The following is a 15,938-nucleotide window of genomic DNA, read 5'->3' on the forward strand; positions in this document are numbered from 1 at the left end:
CTGCGGAGGTACGGTGCCCCTAAGCCCCTTTACCCGCCCGCATATTCTTGACAGATCGCTCGTTATTTTCCTCAAGTCGGACTCAGTTTTCTCCAGACCATGTAGTTCGACCTACTGATAGTAACCACAACCTGGGTTGCATCTTGAAGCAATTTGCAGGCTAAATCAAATGCCAGTTGTTTTTCAGTGATCAGAAATCTATCACTTTGGATGTAAAACTCGTCGCGCAGACACATTCCAATCTTGACCTGATCGTCCATCCAAAATTTAAACATTCGGATGCGATGTTCATAAACTACTAATAAGCCTGAACGACTAAAGACTTTGATAATGTTAACTAATACCCATTTAGGCTCATCGGTCATAAATATGGAAGCCTCCATAGCCCTAGCCCATGACTGATATAGCAATAGCCCTACTTGATTAGGACGGGGTGCAAGGGTAGAAGCTCTTTAGGAGAATACTTGATATGGGAACCATGCCTCAGGCCCTCGTCCTGACAAAACAGGCAACAGCTATAATTTCATGCTAAAGGTAAAACGTGGAGATTTTGTGGAGAACTCGTTGAGCCTACCCATACCGCAGATTAAATTTTCTGGCTCTCAATTAGGTCGTGTTGTAGACCTGTGAACGAATACCCTAAAACTCTTTCACTTAAAGGGTTTTGACAAATCTATCCCCATGTCTAGCTCACTACCGAACTTTCATCCCTATTGTCGTAAAGTTCAAGCGATGGAACCACACTCAATCTCTCCGTTTGTAGGCTGAAAGCTGCGCGAAGCAGACCTCAATGGGTTTCGCTAGCTTTTTACTTTTACGTTTTGCTAAGAGATTCATATATTCCTTTAGAAAAGCCTTTCTCCAGTAAAACACCTGTCAAATTTGTAGGGTATTCATGAACCTGGTAATTTGAGGTGAGTACGTGAGGTATGAAATTCGCTATAAACCGGCGTTTGCTACGATTTTTTTAACGCTAAATCCGGGCGATCGCATTACGAGTGAGGCAGGGGCAATGGCAAGCATGTCAGCTCAACTGTCCCTAAAAACTGAGTTTTCAGGGGGATTGATCCCTGGGTTGCTCAAGGCGTTTCTTGGTGGCGAGTCCCTGTTTGTCAACACCTTTACCAATCAAACTCAGCAACCGCTCGAACTGGTTTTGACCCAATCCACCGTGGGGGATTTGGGCATGATCGAGTTAAACAGAAATGCCATTTGTTTCCAGCCCGGAGCTTATGTCGCCCATACCCCTGGAATTCAGATGGGGGTGGAGTGGGCAGGCTTTTCCAGTTGGTTTGCTGGAGAGGGCTTGTTTAAGCTCAAACTCAGCGGCACAGGGTTAGTCTTCTTTGGCGGCTATGGTGGGTTAACTCAACGGCAGGTCAACGGTGAATATGTGGTCGATACTGGGCACTTGGTGGCTTATGAACCAGGCTTGCAGATGAATATTCGCTTGGCCGGTGGGCTAGTTGGCTCTGTGACCTCTGGAGAAGGATTGGTGAATCGCCTGACTGGAAAAGGCATGATTTACCTCCAGTCACGCAGTGTAGATGGATTGGTTCGATTTTTGCGTCCCAAAGTATAGGTGGGAGTGATTTGAATGAAGCTTGATATTTTACATCAGCCTGATAGTGCGATCGCCAAGATTGACATGGCACCGATGGAAGAACTGATTGCCCAAGCGGGTGCAATGGTGGCAATGAGCAGCCATATGGAAGTCAACACTACTCTGCGTAAGGGCAAGGGCGGCGGTGTGTTTGGCGGACTCAAACGTGTGCTGGCAGGTGAATCGTTATTTCTCAGTGTGTTTCGCTCTGGGTCTACCCCCGCAGAGATTTATCTCGCCCCTAAACTGATGGGTGACATTCTGCCCTATCAACTGTCTGGCACAGAATTAGTGATTCAAGCCACAGGCTATCTCGCCTGTACTCCTGGAGTTGATATTGACTTGGGCTTCCAGGGCATCAAATCTATCTTCTCTGGGGAATCGATCTTTTGGCTTACCGCTAGCGGTTCAGGTTTAGTTCTCCTGAGTTCCTTTGGCAGCATTTACGAAGTGCAAGTCGATGGTGAATACATTGTCGATACGGGACATATCGTCGCCTTTGAAAAGAACTTGAACTTCACAATCACCAAACCGGGGACAAGCTGGCTTGGCGCGTTCTTAGGCGGAGAAGGATTTGTCTGTAAGTTTCAGGGCAAAGGTCGTCTTTTCTGCCAAACACACAATCCAGGCGCGTTTGGTCGCTTAGTGGGCAGCAAGCTTCCACCCCGATAAACCCGATAAAAGAGAAAACAGCAGAACGAAGAGTGAAGACCTATGTCAGAAATTGCATATACGATCGAACATTCCCCAGCTTATGCGTCGCTGCAACTTCAGTTGAAAGCAAACCAAACGGTGTTGGTTGAGTCGGGCGCGATGGCCGCAATGGATGCCTGGATTAAGATGAAATCAAAAGTTCGGGGCGGTTTAATGAAAGGGTTGGGTCGCATGCTAGGCGGCGAATCCCTGTTTCTGAGTGAATTTACGGCTGAGGGCAAATCTGGCGAATTGTATGTTTCTCCGGGCGTTCCTGGTGACATTCAACACTATTACCTGGAAGGCAATAGTTTGATGGTGCAGTCGTCGGGGTTTGTGGCAGCGAGTCCATCTGTTGAAATAGATACGAAGTTTCAAGGGTTTAAGGGGTTCTTTAGCGGTGAATCGCTATTTTTACTCAAAGCCACAGGCAGAGGTGATATTTGGTTTAGCTCTTTTGGGGCAATTCTAGAAATTCCGGTATCAGGAGAATATGTGGTCGATACGGGGTATATTGTTGCCTTTGAAGACACCCTGAACTATAAGGTTGAGGTGTTAGGTGGTTTGTCCTTTAAGAATTTGAGAACCAGTATTTTTGGAGGGGAAGGGTTGGTGTGTCGGTTTAGTGGCACTGGTAAATTGTGGGTTCAATCACGGCAGTTGAGTTCCTTTATCAACTTTATTACCCCCTTCCGCCCCGTTAAGAGTAACTAGTCAAGGTTCAACGCTATGCCGATCGAACTGCCCCCCGGAACTGCGAGTTACAGCGATCGCTCTCAACCCCCGCAAAAACGTCAATACCTTTTGCTATTTGGCATTGGGGTTGCTATTGTAATCGCTGTCTTTTGGTTGTTTAACACCCTGGTCAATGGCTTAGTGTGGCTGATTCCTCCCGGTGTTGAGCGACAATTGGGGGTGTTGACAGTGCCCGCCTTTGAGCGATTGGCACAACCTTCCCCAGCGCAAGACACGCTGAATCAATTCCTCGATCGCCTGGAGGCTCATCTCCCTGCTGAGCAGAGACAAAACCGCGACTATCAAGTGCTGTTTGTTCCAGACTCAACTGTGAATGCGTTGGCAATTCCGGGCGATCGCATCATCATCTACAAGGGCTTACTCAACAAGATGGAGTCTGAGAATGAGTTGATGATGGTGTTGGGTCATGAATTGGGTCACTTTTCTAATCGTGACCATTTACGGGCATTGGGACGTGGCTTGGTGCTGCAACTAGCACTGGCAACCTTCTTTGGCGATATCGGTTCACTCCAGGCGATCGCCGTTTCGGGTGTGACGGCTCTCAGTGATGCTCGCTTTTCTCAAAACCAGGAATATCGTGCCGATAGCGTTGGGTTAGATCTGCTTCAGGCTACCTATGGACACGTTGCTGGAGCCACTGACTTCTTCGCTGAACTGAGCCAGCAACTCGAACTTAATATTGAGTTTCTCTCGACTCACCCTGCCTCTCAAAATCGGGTGAAACAACTGGAAGAGGCGATCGCCCAACGAGGCTATAGACTGGGAGAAAAACGTCCGCTGCCCGCTGCACTTACTGAGATTAGTTAACGAATGGGGGGTTCGGGGGGCTATAATTCCCCCGCCATAGAAACTATCCCCCTGGTAAATTGCAAGTTGTGGGAACCGGTTTTTATGCGTAGTGTTCCGTCAGGAAAATTTTGACGGGTCGAAGACCCGCAAAATTTAACCCCAATCAACAACCTGGATTTTGGCTGCCCGTCAATCATTGATTGACTTACCAGTAGGCTGAAGTAATAGAAGCGGGATCAAAAGAAGCGGGATCACCACCATGACACCCCTATCATTAGTGAGTTCTCTGGCTGCCCTAGCCGTCGTCACGGCCCCGATCGTGCAGGCTTCCGCCGCCGGACCAGCGTTCCGGATTTCCCTGGTGCAAGTCGCTCCGACGCTACGCCCCCTAGTGCCCAAAATTCAGGCTGGCCTCCCTCGCGGCATGGCCATGCGCCTGCCACGTCAGTTGGAAGGGACTACGGATGATGGTAGAAAATTTCCCCTCTACGGAATCATCCAGTCCAGGAATAATCATGACCAGTTCACGCTTCAATTGGTGATCACACCAGACTGCGAGGTCAGGGCCTGTCTGGTCGGGTATATTGCGGTTGCCTCCCATCGCTTCAAAGCCTCACCCCGCAGGGGGGAAGAAACGGAATCGATCCCCCTCACCTCAGGGATTCGAGGACAATATGTTTACCGATCGTTTCCCAACAATGCCGCTTTACCACCCGTCCATATTGTGGTTTGGGAGCAGGATGGTTTCGCCTACATTGTGAGTTCTACGATGAAGAAATGGAAAGTACTGGAAATTGCCAAATCCATGGCCACTGGAGCAGTCATTCCAAGCCATCCCTAACCATCGCCATCGCCCCATGCGGGGTAGAAGTTCTGAGTCAGTGGTATGAACATTCAAAGGCAAAACCCTAGACTGCCCACAGCATCTTCTAATCCTGAGACAGGGAAACGATGGTACAGTCCTACAACAGGTCATCCATCAAGGTCATCACTTTGATCGCCCCTGCAGTCAAATCCGGCGGTGAAGTTTGCTGCAACTGTGCCTCCAACAATCCCTTGAGGGCGATGAGCTTGAGGCTATTTTCTGCTTGAGTTTGGGCGATCGCTTCTGCTGCTGGTAAATATGAGATCGCCCCCAGATCGGCGAGGATCGTCCGCCGCAGTTGCAACGAGGGGCTATCCAACGCCTGCACCAGCTGATCCCCATAGAGGGAGTCATGGGTTAACTGATACATGGCTCGGATAGCTGCATATTGCACCCGCTCAACCGGATGTTCTAGAAAGGGCTTGGCATAAGGAATTGCATGGGTAGCCCGTAAAGCACCCACAGCTTCGAGGATGGCATCATAGGGTTGGGAGAGATCCGGCTGATTTGGAACTAATTGATCTCCCTGCACCCCTGTAGCCAGCAGATCAATCAACATTGGGACACAGGCTGGATCTCCCAGGGCCAGCAGGGCCTGGGCTGCCGCTTCCCGCACATAGTAATCCGAACAGGCGAGCGATCGGATCAAGACCGGAACTGCCCGCAGATCGCCCAGTTTTCCCAAGGCCCTGGCTGCATTCCGCCGCAGCGGGTATCCCCCCGCCTCCGTCTGATCCGCTTCATCTTCCAGCGCCGCAATTAAGGCCAGGATAGCCGCATCCTCCCGAACCCGAAACCGGCCCAGCCACCAAGCTGCATAAAACCGCAACCCCAGATCAGATCCCTGGAGGTTGGCGATCGCCTGCTCTACGGTTAAGGCTGGATCTGCCGCACTAACTGGAGAAGGCTCCATCGTTTCAAAAGTAGACTCTTGCATAAATTCAAAATATATAAACAAAACCGGCCTACGCCGGTTACTACAGTAGTTTTTTAGATAGTTCTACTGGATTTTGTATTTCCATCTTTAATCCCCGCTGGGGAGAGGGGTGGGTTAAATACTCCTGTTCCCAGACAGGAACCCCACCCCAACTCACCCAAACCCACCCCGAGCAGGAAGGGATTTAAAGGGATTGGTCTCAAGCAGACCAATCCCCCTACGAGAGATCACCTCTAGTGTTCCGTCAGAAAAATTTTGACGGGTCAAAGACCCGCAAAATTTAACCCCAATCAACAACCTGGATTTTGGCTGCCCGTCAATCATTGATTGACTTACCACTAGATGGAAGGGGGATAGGAGAGGTGAGGCTATTCAGGCTTTAGAGGGGGGTAATGCTGGCAATCTTGCCACCCTGCCGTTGCACCCGTTGCATGTGAGGAGTCAACTCTTCGTAGGGAATAATCACAGCCTTGTTAACCCGGCGCACCTTGGGGTAGCCCTTGCCAGTAATGCCAGCCACTTCAACGCGGAAGAGTTGGCCAGAACCAAATGCCTTGGATCCACCAAAAGCACTGTAGGAGGCATCTCCTTTGAGCGCAGGCAGGAAGGCAAATCCCCCAGCTCCGCCCGATGGGGGCACCACCACGGAAGCCGTGTTGCGAGCCAAATCCTTCACCAGACGAGGAACCGTACCAATCAGTTGAGCAGTATCGCTGTTGGCATAACCCCGATACATCTGCAACAGGCGAGGGAACCCAGCCGTTTTCTGGCCGATCCCAGTCGTCACCAGATCCCGATAGTAGGGAACAATATTTTCCCCAAAGTAGGCATCGTACTCTGCCGAATCAATATAGGAGTCGATATCGGCTTCATAACCTTGATTCTGATACAGATCCAGATGGGCGGTAATTTCAGACTGATCGTAAGGAGCCCGACCCAACAGATGTTTGAAATTGAGTTCGATCGTCCGGCTCTGGAAGCTGCTGTGGAAAAACTTCTGCTTGTACAGATCGGACTTGGCCACCTGGCGGACAAATTCCCGCACGGTGATCTTGCTATCCCGCAGGAGGGACTCTGCAATCACCAGGCGATCGGCGGCGAGGAGATGGGGATTACCCAAAACCTGCCGATAAACAGCCAGAATCACGGCTTCAATATCTCCCTGGGTCGCATTGGGACGCAATTCTACTGGTGCGGCATCGCTAAATGCAGATGTCCCTAAGCGAGATGCTGCTGTTGTAATAGCCACCTAAAATTCTCCTTCAGTAATGGGTAGATTTACTAAACAGAAGTAACGCTGAGTACTTTACTCCCGGATCGATTCAGCTGCTGTAGCTTGTTGGTCAACTGGTCGTAAGCCACAACAACTTCCGTCACGGTACGACGCACAACAGCCGAGTTGGAAGATGCGGCTTTCAAGAGCCGAATCCGGTAAACATCTCCCCGGCTACCACCGACTGCACCAGACAGGGATCCTGAAGCCGGAGCACTGATGGGGGTAGCCAGATTGCGGGCAACTTCCCAGGTCAGCTTCGGTTGTTTCTGTCCCTGAGATCGATCGCTGTTAGCATAGCCGCGATAGAGCTGCAGCAGACGACTGAAACCGATCGCCCTTGAGCCTGGATGATCAACCTGGAAATCGCGATGGTAGGGTACTACATTATTCCCGAAGCTTTGTTGATATTCGTCTGAAGCAAGATAGGAGTCAATCTCAGCTTCATACCCTTGGGAAGTGTAGACATCCAGATGGTAGGCAATCTCAGACTGATCGTAAGGAGCACGCCCCAATAAATGTTTAAAATTCAATTCTATGAACCGGACATGGAAGTTGGGGTATAAAAACTTCTGCCGATAAAGTTCAGATTGAGCGATCGCCCGCACAAAGTCTCGCACCGAGATATTGCCTTGGGTCAAGAGTGATTCAGGGCCAACTAAACGCTCACTCTGCATCAGGTACTCATTGCCCAGCACCTGACGATAGGCTGCCAGAATAACAGCCTGTGCATCTTCCGGAGTCCGCAATTCAACGGGTTCCGTTTCTTCAAAAGCACTAATCCCTAATTTCCCTGCTTCTTGTAAGCCAGCCATAGTGATTTCCCCCTCGAATCAAAAATGATATAGACAACTTCTTGTCAGTGGTTTTTAAGGTTGCTGCTTATAAAATAGCCCGGAAAGGTAGACAACAATCGCCTTCAAGGGATGAAGCTGTCTACCTTTCCGGGCAAGATCCATGACTAGCTCAGGGCATTGATCATGTAGTCAATGTAGGAGTTAGCTTCCAGAGCGGGGTCACCCGTCAGACCATGATTGGCCTTGATATACTTGAGGGCTTCAACATACCAGCTGGGGGACAGCTCAAAGGTGCTGTGCATTTCAGCCAGACCAGCCAACAGGTAGTCATCAGCAGGACCCGTACCCCCAGCAATCAGGCAGTATTGAATCATCCGCACATAGTAGCCGATGTCGCGGGAGCACTTGGCTTTGCCCCGAGCATCAGAGGCATAGTTGTTACCGGACATGGTGGTGGTGTAAGGGAAGCGCTGGTAAACTGCGTTAGCAGCACCTTCAGTCAACTGAGCAGCTTTAGCACCCAGAGCCCGAGCTGCTTCCAGGTCAGCCGTAGCCAGACGGAGGCGACCAAATGCAATCTGAAGCTCGGTGTTGCTCAGGAAGCGGCCCTGAGAATCAGCAGTTGAAACAGCTTCAGTCAATTGCGTTTTCATCAGTATGTGATCTCCCTAAATGGTTTACAGAAAGTTTGCGTGGAATTAAGTCCTGATTACACTGAACAGATGATTGAGAATGGGACACCCGTCAGTGGCAGCGGTTAGGCTACGGCAGCAGCAGCCCGATCGAAGTAGCTAGCCAATTCAGCCATCAGAGCGCTACAGTCGCCGGGTTGGATATTGTTGCGATCGTTAGCAATAGCAATCGCCGCATCTCTCATCTTGGTAATGCTGTTAGCCACGGAAGCACCGGGAACACCAAGAGCCAGGTAGGTTTCCCGCAGGCCATTCAAGCAGCGATCGTCCAGCACACTGGAGTCTCCAGTAAACACTGCATAGGTGATGTAGCGCAGGATAATTTCCATATCGCGCACACAAGCAGAAACCCGACGGTTGGTGTAGGCGTTGCCACCGGGAGCAATCAGCTGGGGCTGCTCTGCAAACAGAGCCCGAGCTGCGCTGGCTACGATCGTAGACGCACTACCGGTAATACGGTTCACAACGTCATAGCGCTTAGCACCATCTTTAACCACAGCGAGCAAAGCATCGATTTGAGCGTTACTGACCAACTCACCCCGCGTATCAGCCTGGGAAACTACCTTGGTAAACGCGTCTAGCATTGATTCAATCTCCTAATTTTGCTCAATTGAATATTTATGTTTTTGTTTCAAAACTGATAGATTCAGCTTGAATTTTCGATTTCCAAAACAACCTGGACAGGCTGTGATACAACCCATCTCAATTTCATAAAATCATCCACTAATTCAAGCGATGATTTTATGAAATACCAAAGCTTCTGAAGGGAAATCTAGAGATGTATCCCCAGCAGATTTGTGATATTGGCTTGTCAACATCACAAGGCAAACTTGGAAATCGCAACTCCTGGCCATGAAAGCCAAGAATTCAGTGGTTTTTAGACTACCCCTGATTAAAGCAAGCCATTTGTGCAACATTTGTGCAATTTCAGAAAATTAAGCAGAAACTTTATTAAAAAATAATAAGAAAATCCAGGATCTGCTTTCAGCAAAGGTTTCAGATTCTTGCCTTGATTCGGTCTTTTTAACTTATCCTTACAGCAAGGAGGTCATCACCGATCGAGGACTCTGGCAAAAGCTAGCCATCCCCACCTATAAGATGGGAGACTGGCCTGTTTTTAGGTGGTAATTTTAGGGGTAATTTCGCCCTTATTTAAAAAGTTAAAGTCTGTAACGTTTTATCAGGTTGACACCAATTGAAATCCCCTCCCCCTTTATGATGATCGGGATACTCTTTGAACTTTAGTAAGATAGGAGTTTATGTAAACGTGGCTATCCCTCTATTAGCTTATGCTCCTTCATGTCCGAACCAGCGCGTAGCCCCGCTCGGTGCACGGGACGATGAAGCTATCATTTATTCAGCCGATGATCAATTCTCGCCATCCGAAATGGGAAATCTGATCAACGCGGCCTATCGCCAGATTTTCTTCCATGCATTTAAGTGGGATCGTGAAATCGCCCTGGAATCCCAACTCCGCAACAGACAGATCACCGTGCGCGACTTTATCCGAGGTCTGCTGCTCTCTAAAACCTTTATCGATAGTTTCTACGACAAAAACAGTAATTATCGCTTTGTAGAGCATTGTGTTGAAAAGGTCCTGGGACGGCGGGTTTATAGCCAGAAAGAGAAGATCGCCTGGTCTGCTGTGGTGATGACGAAAGGGGTCAAAGGGTTTGTTGATGACCTACTCAACAGCGACGAATATCTCGACAACTTTGGTGAAAATACCGTTCCCTACCATCGTCGCCGCATTCTACCCAGTCGCGCGACCGGTGAAATTCCCTTCAACATCACCTCTCCCCGCTATGATGCGTACTACCGTTCCAAATTGGGCTTCCCCCAGACCATTTGGCAAGAGGTTGTTCGGAGCTTCCGCTCTTACGAAAGACAACCCAAGACTGGCGATCCCGTTTTGTTCGCCAATATGGCCAGGAGCATCAGTCCGGTGGCGGCGACACCAAGCAGAGTCTCCGTTTACGACATCGATATCGAAAAAGCCGTCCCTTACCGTTCTCGCTAGAGAATAGAGGTTATCGATCTATTTCTGGGCTCTGTTGCCCCACAGATCTCCGATTTCTGGAAGAAATCGGAGATCTGTTTTTTCGTGAACAGTTTAGACTGTTTATCGCTGCTACGCTGAGCGGAAAAGGTTTTTCAGACCTATGACAACATCCCGCATTTTTACTACTGTCGAATTCATTCAACTGTCTGAAGAGGAGCCCATCCGATCGATCGTGACGGAATCCCCTGAAGCTGTAGTGGTGATGTGGTGTGTGCTACCCGGACAACAGATTCAGCCGCATATTCACCCAACCGGGCAAGATACCTGGGTCGTACTATCCGGCCAGGGAGAGTACCTGCTGGACCAGGAGGGGGCAACCCAGTCCATCGTACCGGGACAAATCGCTGTTGCCCAAGTCGGTCAGGTCCATGGCGTGATCAATCGGGGGCAGGAACCCTTCCTCTTTGTGTCGATCGTAGTCCCCCAGGATGCTGGATTTCAACCTGTATGAGCCACAGTTTCCTGCTCCCCCAGGGTTGAGTGAGCATCACGATAGACTGGAGGCGATCGTATTGCGGACAAGATGATGGGAAACAGGCGACTCTGGACTGTGCTGGTTGGGATGGTACTGACGATCGCAGTGCTATGCTTACAGAAATATCTGGTGACGACTCCGATCGAGGTCACAGCACAGGTTACGGCCAGCCCAGTCCGCACCTCTGCAGGACCTGAGGCCGATCTCCCAACGGCTCCTGAGCAGCAGCAGTTCCCGATCCCCCAAGTGGATGGAAAGACCCTGTTTGCCCATGTCCAGGCCCTGAGTTTCCGGCGGTACGAAGCCCCCGATCGGGCCCAGGCCCGCCAGTACATTGTGCGGCAGTTGGAAGCTACAGGCTGGAAACCAGCGTTACAGGCCTTCAGTCAGGGCGTGAATATCGTGGCCCAGCGACCCGGTACCGATCCAGAGGCCGGAACCATTCTGGTGGGCGCTCACTACGATACAGTGGAGCAGGCTCCCGGCGCGGATGACAATGCCAGTGGGGTTGCCGTGGCCCTGGAAATCGCCCGTTTGTTCGGCGATCTGCCTACCCCGCGCACCCTACAAATCGTGCTGTTCGATCGGGAAGAAAGAGGTCTCGACGGCAGTCGGGCTTTTACCGCCAGTGATGACCGGATCACCCCTTTAAAGGGGGCGATCATTATGGATATGGTGGCCTACACCTGTCAGCGACGAGGATGCCAGAAGTATCCGGACAATCCCCCAGCCGAACTTCCCTCCGATCGAGGTGATTTTCTGGTCGCTGTGGTTGATCAGGAACATGCAGCTTTACTGGAACCCTTTCAGTCCAAAAACTCTCAACCCATCGCCAATCTTCCCGGATTGCAAGGAACCTATCAAACCGGCAACCAGGATCTTCCCCCCCTGCTAGCCGTAACCGTCCCTTTTAAGGGAGCTCTAACCCTCGACCTTTTACGCAGTGATCACGCCCCCTTCTGGTATCGGGGGGTAGGCGCAATTCTCCTGACCGACACAGCCAATTTCCGAAACCCCAACTACCATCAAGCTGCCGATCGACCGGGGACGATCGATCGGCAGTTTTTGACTCAGGTCGCTCAGTTGGTGGTGACTGGAACGGTCAACCTCTTATCCAGTGTGAGGTAACGCATAGGGGCGAGCAGACCCCGCCCCTGCCGGAGTTAAGCCCCCATCGCCCCAATTATGCGACCACAGGCTCAGCCACGGCACTGTTCTCAGGCGTAACCTTCGTTTGAGCTGTGGAAGACAGGTGAGCGACTTCGGCTTCCAGTTCTTCCACCGCCTTCCAGGCCGTAGTAAACTCCTCAGAATCAGCACCTTTTTCACGGGCGATCACCTGGGCTGCGTCCACCGACTCCTGTAGACTCCGCTTCAGGAAGGCCAACCGGGGATTATCCATAAAGTCTCCCCGCATCAGAATATCCGTCACAGAAATGATGCCCAGCAGTTCGCCCTGGATGACGGGAGCACGATCGATACCAGTTTGCACAAAGAGGCGGGCAACATATTCTACCGCCAGGTCAGGATTGATGACCACACAGGGCTTAGTCATGACCTCATGCACGCGCACCTGTTTGGGATCTTTTCCATAGGCAACAACCTGGTTGACAATATCAGCCTCTGTTACGAGCCCAAAGGCATCTTCCTCATGGCGACGCTCAACGACCAGTGAGCGCAATCCTTTGAACTTCATCAGCTTGACAGCTTCAGCAACAGTAGCCGAACCGCGAATGGTTGCGACCTCTTCTGTCATGATGTCTTTAGCTTTCATGGTAATTTCTCCTTACTTATCGCAGGATGGAAAACATAATTGGTGCAAACTTTACACCATCAACCAACACACGTCAGGCTGCAGGGGCGGACTGCGTGCGTGCTGATCCTCTTCTGGATGAGATGCCATGGATCTGCTTTAAACCAGGTAAGCTTCCTGATGAGTACGAATCGTGCAATTAGACCGAGGGTAAGCCACACAGAGCAATACGAAACCTTTAGCTATTTGCTCCTCATCCAGAAAAACCTGCTCTGACTGATCCACCGCTCCCTCATCTAATTTGCCGACACAACTAGAACAAGAACCCGAGTTACAGGAGGAAGGTAATTCCAATCCCTGTTCTTCGGCTGCGGAGAGAATTGTGGTGTCCTCTTCTACCGGAATAGTGAGATCAATCCCCCGCTTCTTATTGATCAACCGAACTTGAAATGTCGTCACTACCAATGCTCCTATGCAAACAATAACTAACTACAAGGCACCCCTGCAGGAGAGCAATCTCCTGCCTGGAAGGACTGACCGCAGCCGCAGGTATCCGTGGCGTTGGGATTACTGAACTTGAAGCCACTCTGGGTCAGACCTTCCACATAGTCGATCACAACCCCGTTCAGAAGCGGCGCACTATTGCGATCGATGTAAACGTTCAACTTGCCCAGTTCCTGCAAAATGTCATCAGCCTTAGGTTCGCTGGTAATATCCAAGGCGTATTGATAGCCACTGCAGCCACCGTCAGTCACAGAAACTCGGACGCCACGATGGTTGGCGGACTCCTCTTTAGAGGTGGCTTTCAAAAAGCTACGCAGTCGCAGTTCAGCGATTTCAGTCAGGATAACGGTCATGGCATCTCCTTAAGGGATAGTGAAAAAAACTTGAGTGACTGCAGTCACAGGACAGGGCTGAGCGTTGCAGATAAGTTGCGGACAACGGTGAGGGAATGCTGCATAGCAGGTGGACGATCGGTCGATCGAACCCCACACACCAGACAATCTGGATCGTGGTAAGCGCGACGCTTGGCAAAATCCATCCGCCCCAGATCCATGGTCAGGAGTTGTCCCAACAGAGGTTGCCCCAGACCCGTGAGAACTTTGATGGCCTCCAGAGCTGTCAGACAGGCCAGGGTGCCAGAGACGGCTCCCAGTACTCCAAAACCCCGCTTATCCCAATCGGGCTTTTCGGGAAACAGACAGGTCAGGCAGGGAGTTTGGCCAGGGATGATGGTAGTCAGATATGCCTCCATATCGTTCATAGCCGCTTCCACCATGGGCTTGCCCCAACGCACACAGGCGGCATTTAGCAGATCCCGTTCCCCGAAATTGTGGGCACAGTCCAGGGCAATATCCGCCGACTGCACCAGAGCATCCACATTGTCTGGCGTGACATAGTCACAGACCGCCTCAATCTGCACATCTGGGTTAATCTGCTCCAGGGTTTCCTTTGCCTTAATCACCCGAGGTTGACCCACCCAATCATGGGTCATCAGAATCTGACGATTCATGTCATCCAGGCGCAGTTCACCACCCCGGAGCAGGATCAACCGTCCCACACCTGCAACCGCCAGGTAGAGGGCTGCGGTTCCTCCCAAACCTCCTACACCCGTCACCAAAACAGTGGCTGATTTCAGCCGTTGTTGTGCTGCCAAACCAAAGCCAGGAAGCATGATCTGGCGCTGGTAACGTTCCAGTTCTGTCGGTGTCAGATTCAGCACAGTTTCCCTCTTAATCCACGCCAATATCGTTGAGCAGCACTACATTTTGAGGTTTGTCGTTAAAGACCTTGAACAGCTTTTGTTCCAGGGAATTAGAGGACAGGAAGACGGTATAAGCCCGTTGTAAGGCCTCCCGATACATATCCAGAGTTTCTGCTTCACTCAAGTCCGCTATTTCGGCTCGACGTTCTTTCAAAAAGTTGGAGAACTTTTGCAGAATGTGCAATCGATTCACATTGACAATCTGAGGATCGTAGGGCAGTTCAAAGAACTCAAAATACTGTTCTGCTTCCACAAGCTGGTTGAATTCAGTCAGAGTTTTGCTCATGATGGGGCCTCCGATCGGGCAAGCTGCTGTTTCAATTCGTCGATTTGGCGAAAAATTTCATAGGTCTGGCCAGCCACTTCCATGAGCCGTTCATAGTCGGTGGGAAGTCCCTCGGCCAGGTCATGCAGGTCCATTTTCATCTGTCCAGCCTTGCTGTTCAGGCGTTTGATCTGGGTTTTGAGTTCAGTGGGGGTGAGGGTTGGGGTCATAGGCTTTTACCAGGAGATCTTGGTGAAGACGCGATTGGGACGCGATTGGGACGCAATTTATCGCGTCCCTTTACGACGAGGGTGGGATCAGACGCGACAGACGTCGGGGAAGCGGTTGACGATCGCGATGCCGGATTGCACCAGTTTTTCGCCTTCCATAGCTAGCTTCTCAGCGGAGTCGAAGCCAAAGCGCTGGGCATCTCGCAGGGTGCGGTTGACGACCAGCAGGCGACCGCTGTAGATCAGGGCTGAACCAAATCCTTCGTGGCTTAAATCCACCACCACTTGGGCCATTTGGCCTGTTTCTTTTTCGATCAGGGCCGCGATCGCCCGATAGAAAGACTGAATCCGGCCTTTGGTGATGGGCTCCACCTCACCGTCCACCGAGATTTTGCGTTTGGCTTCCTTACTAACGATGAAGGGCTTGATCAGCAATTCATCGGCATAGTTGCGGTAAAACCCATAGGAATCCTGGGCCCGAATCTGGTGAATCATCTCCTTGATCAACGGAGATTGAAAAACATCGGTCGCTGCAGGGGATGGGGTCGTTTCTGTCGTCATGCGGTTACCTCTTCTTCAAGTTCTTCAAAAGCCTGGGATTTTTGTTGCAGAGCCTTCCGGAGCCAGGGCGGAGGGCTGCCATTGAGCGTCACAACTAACCGATCGAGCACGTCTTTAATTTCGTCGTCTGATTCCGTTCTCGATTTGATCGGGGTAATCCGCTTTTTGATCAATCGGGCTGCTGCACTGCCCCCGATCGCAGAAACGTAGACGATCGTGCAATCATGCAGGGCCTCAATTTTGGGCAACAGCTTGTCTTCGTTGCCATCTTCCTTGAGCTCACCATCAAACTTGAGGGTTTCAACAAATTGATAGCCCTCTTTGGAAATCTCGTACACGTCGATCTTTTTAGCCCAACCAAAGTGGGCATTGATATGAACTTGATCGCTGGTAGTAAAGGCGATTTTCATGGGGAATCTCCT

22 protein-coding genes are annotated in these 15,938 nt (G+C 50.8%); 8 read left to right on the forward strand and 14 right to left on the reverse strand.

Annotated features, from left to right (window positions below; translation table 11 throughout):
• Positions 1–71: 71 nt before the first annotated feature.
• Complete coding sequence (locus tag BST81_RS19645) at positions 72–365, reverse strand: hypothetical protein (protein WP_143780427.1); 294 nt, start codon at positions 363–365, stop codon at positions 72–74.
• Between the two features lie 557 nt (positions 366–922).
• On the opposite strand from BST81_RS19645, the gene BST81_RS19650 reads away from it, so the two are divergent.
• From BST81_RS19650 to BST81_RS19670, 5 genes are all read left to right on the forward strand, one after another.
• Positions 923–1,582: a TIGR00266 family protein gene (locus tag BST81_RS19650; RefSeq protein WP_075600214.1), complete on the forward strand. Its 660-nt coding sequence runs from the start codon at positions 923–925 to the stop codon at positions 1,580–1,582.
• A 15-nt stretch (positions 1,583–1,597) separates the two neighbouring features.
• A complete protein-coding gene (locus tag BST81_RS19655; protein WP_075600215.1) occupies positions 1,598–2,275 on the forward strand; it encodes a TIGR00266 family protein in 678 nt (225 codons plus the stop codon).
• Between the two features lie 42 nt (positions 2,276–2,317).
• Complete coding sequence (locus tag BST81_RS19660; RefSeq protein ID WP_075600216.1) at positions 2,318–3,010, forward strand: TIGR00266 family protein; 693 nt, start codon at positions 2,318–2,320, stop codon at positions 3,008–3,010.
• A gap of 15 nt (positions 3,011–3,025) precedes the next feature.
• Positions 3,026–3,859, forward strand: a complete 834-nt coding sequence (locus BST81_RS19665) for a M48 family metallopeptidase (protein ID WP_075600217.1) — start codon at positions 3,026–3,028, stop codon at positions 3,857–3,859.
• A gap of 241 nt (positions 3,860–4,100) precedes the next feature.
• A complete protein-coding gene (locus tag BST81_RS19670; protein WP_075600218.1) occupies positions 4,101–4,682 on the forward strand; it encodes a hypothetical protein in 582 nt (193 codons plus the stop codon).
• A 121-nt stretch (positions 4,683–4,803) separates the two neighbouring features.
• Here BST81_RS19670 and BST81_RS19675 read toward each other — a convergent pair whose 3' ends face one another.
• From BST81_RS19675 to BST81_RS19695, 5 genes are all read right to left on the reverse strand, one after another.
• Complete coding sequence (locus tag BST81_RS19675; protein WP_075600219.1) at positions 4,804–5,643, reverse strand: HEAT repeat domain-containing protein; 840 nt, start codon at positions 5,641–5,643, stop codon at positions 4,804–4,806.
• A 379-nt stretch (positions 5,644–6,022) separates the two neighbouring features.
• Positions 6,023–6,892, reverse strand: coding sequence for a phycobilisome linker polypeptide (locus BST81_RS19680; protein WP_075600220.1), 870 nt, complete (start codon positions 6,890–6,892; stop codon positions 6,023–6,025).
• A 32-nt stretch (positions 6,893–6,924) separates the two neighbouring features.
• Positions 6,925–7,731 (reverse strand): phycobilisome rod-core linker polypeptide, encoded by an 807-nt coding sequence (locus BST81_RS19685; RefSeq protein ID WP_075600221.1) that lies wholly within the window; start codon positions 7,729–7,731, stop codon positions 6,925–6,927.
• Positions 7,732–7,877: 146 nt separating this feature from the next.
• Entirely contained in the window at positions 7,878–8,366 is a 489-nt protein-coding gene (gene cpcA / locus BST81_RS19690) for a phycocyanin subunit alpha (RefSeq protein ID WP_075600222.1), read from the reverse strand.
• Positions 8,367–8,470: 104 nt separating this feature from the next.
• Positions 8,471–8,989, reverse strand: a complete 519-nt coding sequence (locus BST81_RS19695; protein ID WP_075600223.1) for a phycocyanin subunit beta — start codon at positions 8,987–8,989, stop codon at positions 8,471–8,473.
• 803 nt (positions 8,990–9,792) lie between these two features.
• On the opposite strand from BST81_RS19695, the gene BST81_RS19700 reads away from it, so the two are divergent.
• From BST81_RS19700 to BST81_RS19710, 3 genes are all read left to right on the forward strand, one after another.
• A complete protein-coding gene (locus BST81_RS19700) occupies positions 9,793–10,425 on the forward strand; it encodes a phycobilisome rod-core linker polypeptide (RefSeq protein WP_363080459.1) in 633 nt (210 codons plus the stop codon).
• Between the two features lie 142 nt (positions 10,426–10,567).
• Positions 10,568–10,918, forward strand: a complete 351-nt coding sequence (locus BST81_RS19705) for a cupin domain-containing protein (RefSeq protein ID WP_075600225.1) — start codon at positions 10,568–10,570, stop codon at positions 10,916–10,918.
• A 72-nt stretch (positions 10,919–10,990) separates the two neighbouring features.
• Positions 10,991–12,070: a M28 family peptidase gene (locus BST81_RS19710; protein WP_075600226.1), complete on the forward strand. Its 1,080-nt coding sequence runs from the start codon at positions 10,991–10,993 to the stop codon at positions 12,068–12,070.
• A 55-nt stretch (positions 12,071–12,125) separates the two neighbouring features.
• Here BST81_RS19710 and BST81_RS19715 read toward each other — a convergent pair whose 3' ends face one another.
• From BST81_RS19715 to nifX, 8 genes are all read right to left on the reverse strand, one after another.
• Complete coding sequence (locus BST81_RS19715) at positions 12,126–12,716, reverse strand: CBS domain-containing protein (RefSeq protein WP_075600227.1); 591 nt, start codon at positions 12,714–12,716, stop codon at positions 12,126–12,128.
• A gap of 138 nt (positions 12,717–12,854) precedes the next feature.
• A complete protein-coding gene (locus tag BST81_RS19720; RefSeq protein WP_075600228.1) occupies positions 12,855–13,154 on the reverse strand; it encodes a 2Fe-2S iron-sulfur cluster-binding protein in 300 nt (99 codons plus the stop codon).
• Between the two features lie 26 nt (positions 13,155–13,180).
• A complete protein-coding gene (locus tag BST81_RS19725; RefSeq protein ID WP_075600229.1) occupies positions 13,181–13,552 on the reverse strand; it encodes an iron-sulfur cluster assembly accessory protein in 372 nt (123 codons plus the stop codon).
• 44 nt (positions 13,553–13,596) lie between these two features.
• On the reverse strand, positions 13,597–14,418 hold the full coding sequence (locus BST81_RS19730; RefSeq protein WP_075600230.1) for a HesA/MoeB/ThiF family protein: 822 nt from the start codon (positions 14,416–14,418) through the stop codon (positions 13,597–13,599).
• A 10-nt stretch (positions 14,419–14,428) separates the two neighbouring features.
• Positions 14,429–14,746 (reverse strand): nitrogenase-stabilizing/protective protein NifW, encoded by a 318-nt coding sequence (gene nifW / locus BST81_RS19735; RefSeq protein ID WP_075600231.1) that lies wholly within the window; start codon positions 14,744–14,746, stop codon positions 14,429–14,431.
• Positions 14,743–14,955 (reverse strand): CCE_0567 family metalloprotein, encoded by a 213-nt coding sequence (locus BST81_RS19740; protein WP_075600232.1) that lies wholly within the window; start codon positions 14,953–14,955, stop codon positions 14,743–14,745. Before BST81_RS19740 ends, nifW begins: the two co-directional genes overlap by 4 nt.
• 87 nt (positions 14,956–15,042) lie before the next feature.
• Positions 15,043–15,516: a NifX-associated nitrogen fixation protein gene (locus BST81_RS19745; RefSeq protein WP_075600233.1), complete on the reverse strand. Its 474-nt coding sequence runs from the start codon at positions 15,514–15,516 to the stop codon at positions 15,043–15,045.
• Positions 15,513–15,926 carry a nitrogen fixation protein NifX gene (gene nifX, locus BST81_RS19750; protein ID WP_075600234.1) on the reverse strand — a complete coding sequence of 138 codons (414 nt, stop codon included), beginning with the start codon at positions 15,924–15,926 and terminating at the stop codon, positions 15,513–15,515. The genes BST81_RS19745 and nifX overlap by 4 nt, the downstream gene beginning before the upstream one ends.
• Positions 15,927–15,938 lie beyond the last annotated feature (12 nt).

This window comes from Leptolyngbya sp. 'hensonii', from assembly GCF_001939115.1.
GTDB lineage: Bacteria > Cyanobacteriota > Cyanobacteriia.

Bases quoted from the DNA above. Each gene is read 5' to 3' on its own strand.
- BST81_RS19685 (WP_075600221.1), bottom strand. From the start codon at position 7,731: ATGGCTGGCTTACAAGAAGCAGGGAAATTAGGGATTAGTGCTTTTGAA.
- BST81_RS19710 (WP_075600226.1), top strand. From the start codon at position 10,991: ATGATGGGAAACAGGCGACTCTGGACTGTGCTGGTTGGGATGGTACTG.
- cpcA (WP_075600222.1), bottom strand. From the start codon at position 8,366: ATGAAAACGCAATTGACTGAAGCTGTTTCAACTGCTGATTCTCAGGGC.
- BST81_RS19715 (WP_075600227.1), bottom strand. From the start codon at position 12,716: ATGAAAGCTAAAGACATCATGACAGAAGAGGTCGCAACCATTCGCGGT.
- BST81_RS19695 (WP_075600223.1), bottom strand. From the start codon at position 8,989: ATGCTAGACGCGTTTACCAAGGTAGTTTCCCAGGCTGATACGCGGGGT.
- nifX (WP_075600234.1), bottom strand. From the start codon at position 15,926: ATGAAAATCGCCTTTACTACCAGCGATCAAGTTCATATCAATGCCCAC.
- BST81_RS19700 (WP_363080459.1), top strand. From the start codon at position 9,793: ATGGGAAATCTGATCAACGCGGCCTATCGCCAGATTTTCTTCCATGCA.
- BST81_RS19725 (WP_075600229.1), bottom strand. From the start codon at position 13,552: ATGACCGTTATCCTGACTGAAATCGCTGAACTGCGACTGCGTAGCTTT.
- BST81_RS19645 (WP_143780427.1), bottom strand. From the start codon at position 365: ATGACCGATGAGCCTAAATGGGTATTAGTTAACATTATCAAAGTCTTT.
- BST81_RS19705 (WP_075600225.1), top strand. From the start codon at position 10,568: ATGACAACATCCCGCATTTTTACTACTGTCGAATTCATTCAACTGTCT.
- nifW (WP_075600231.1), bottom strand. From the start codon at position 14,746: ATGAGCAAAACTCTGACTGAATTCAACCAGCTTGTGGAAGCAGAACAG.
- BST81_RS19675 (WP_075600219.1), bottom strand. From the start codon at position 5,643: ATGCAAGAGTCTACTTTTGAAACGATGGAGCCTTCTCCAGTTAGTGCG.
- BST81_RS19660 (WP_075600216.1), top strand. From the start codon at position 2,318: ATGTCAGAAATTGCATATACGATCGAACATTCCCCAGCTTATGCGTCG.
- BST81_RS19745 (WP_075600233.1), bottom strand. From the start codon at position 15,516: ATGACGACAGAAACGACCCCATCCCCTGCAGCGACCGATGTTTTTCAA.
- BST81_RS19740 (WP_075600232.1), bottom strand. From the start codon at position 14,955: ATGACCCCAACCCTCACCCCCACTGAACTCAAAACCCAGATCAAACGC.
- BST81_RS19665 (WP_075600217.1), top strand. From the start codon at position 3,026: ATGCCGATCGAACTGCCCCCCGGAACTGCGAGTTACAGCGATCGCTCT.
- BST81_RS19670 (WP_075600218.1), top strand. From the start codon at position 4,101: ATGACACCCCTATCATTAGTGAGTTCTCTGGCTGCCCTAGCCGTCGTC.
- BST81_RS19655 (WP_075600215.1), top strand. From the start codon at position 1,598: ATGAAGCTTGATATTTTACATCAGCCTGATAGTGCGATCGCCAAGATT.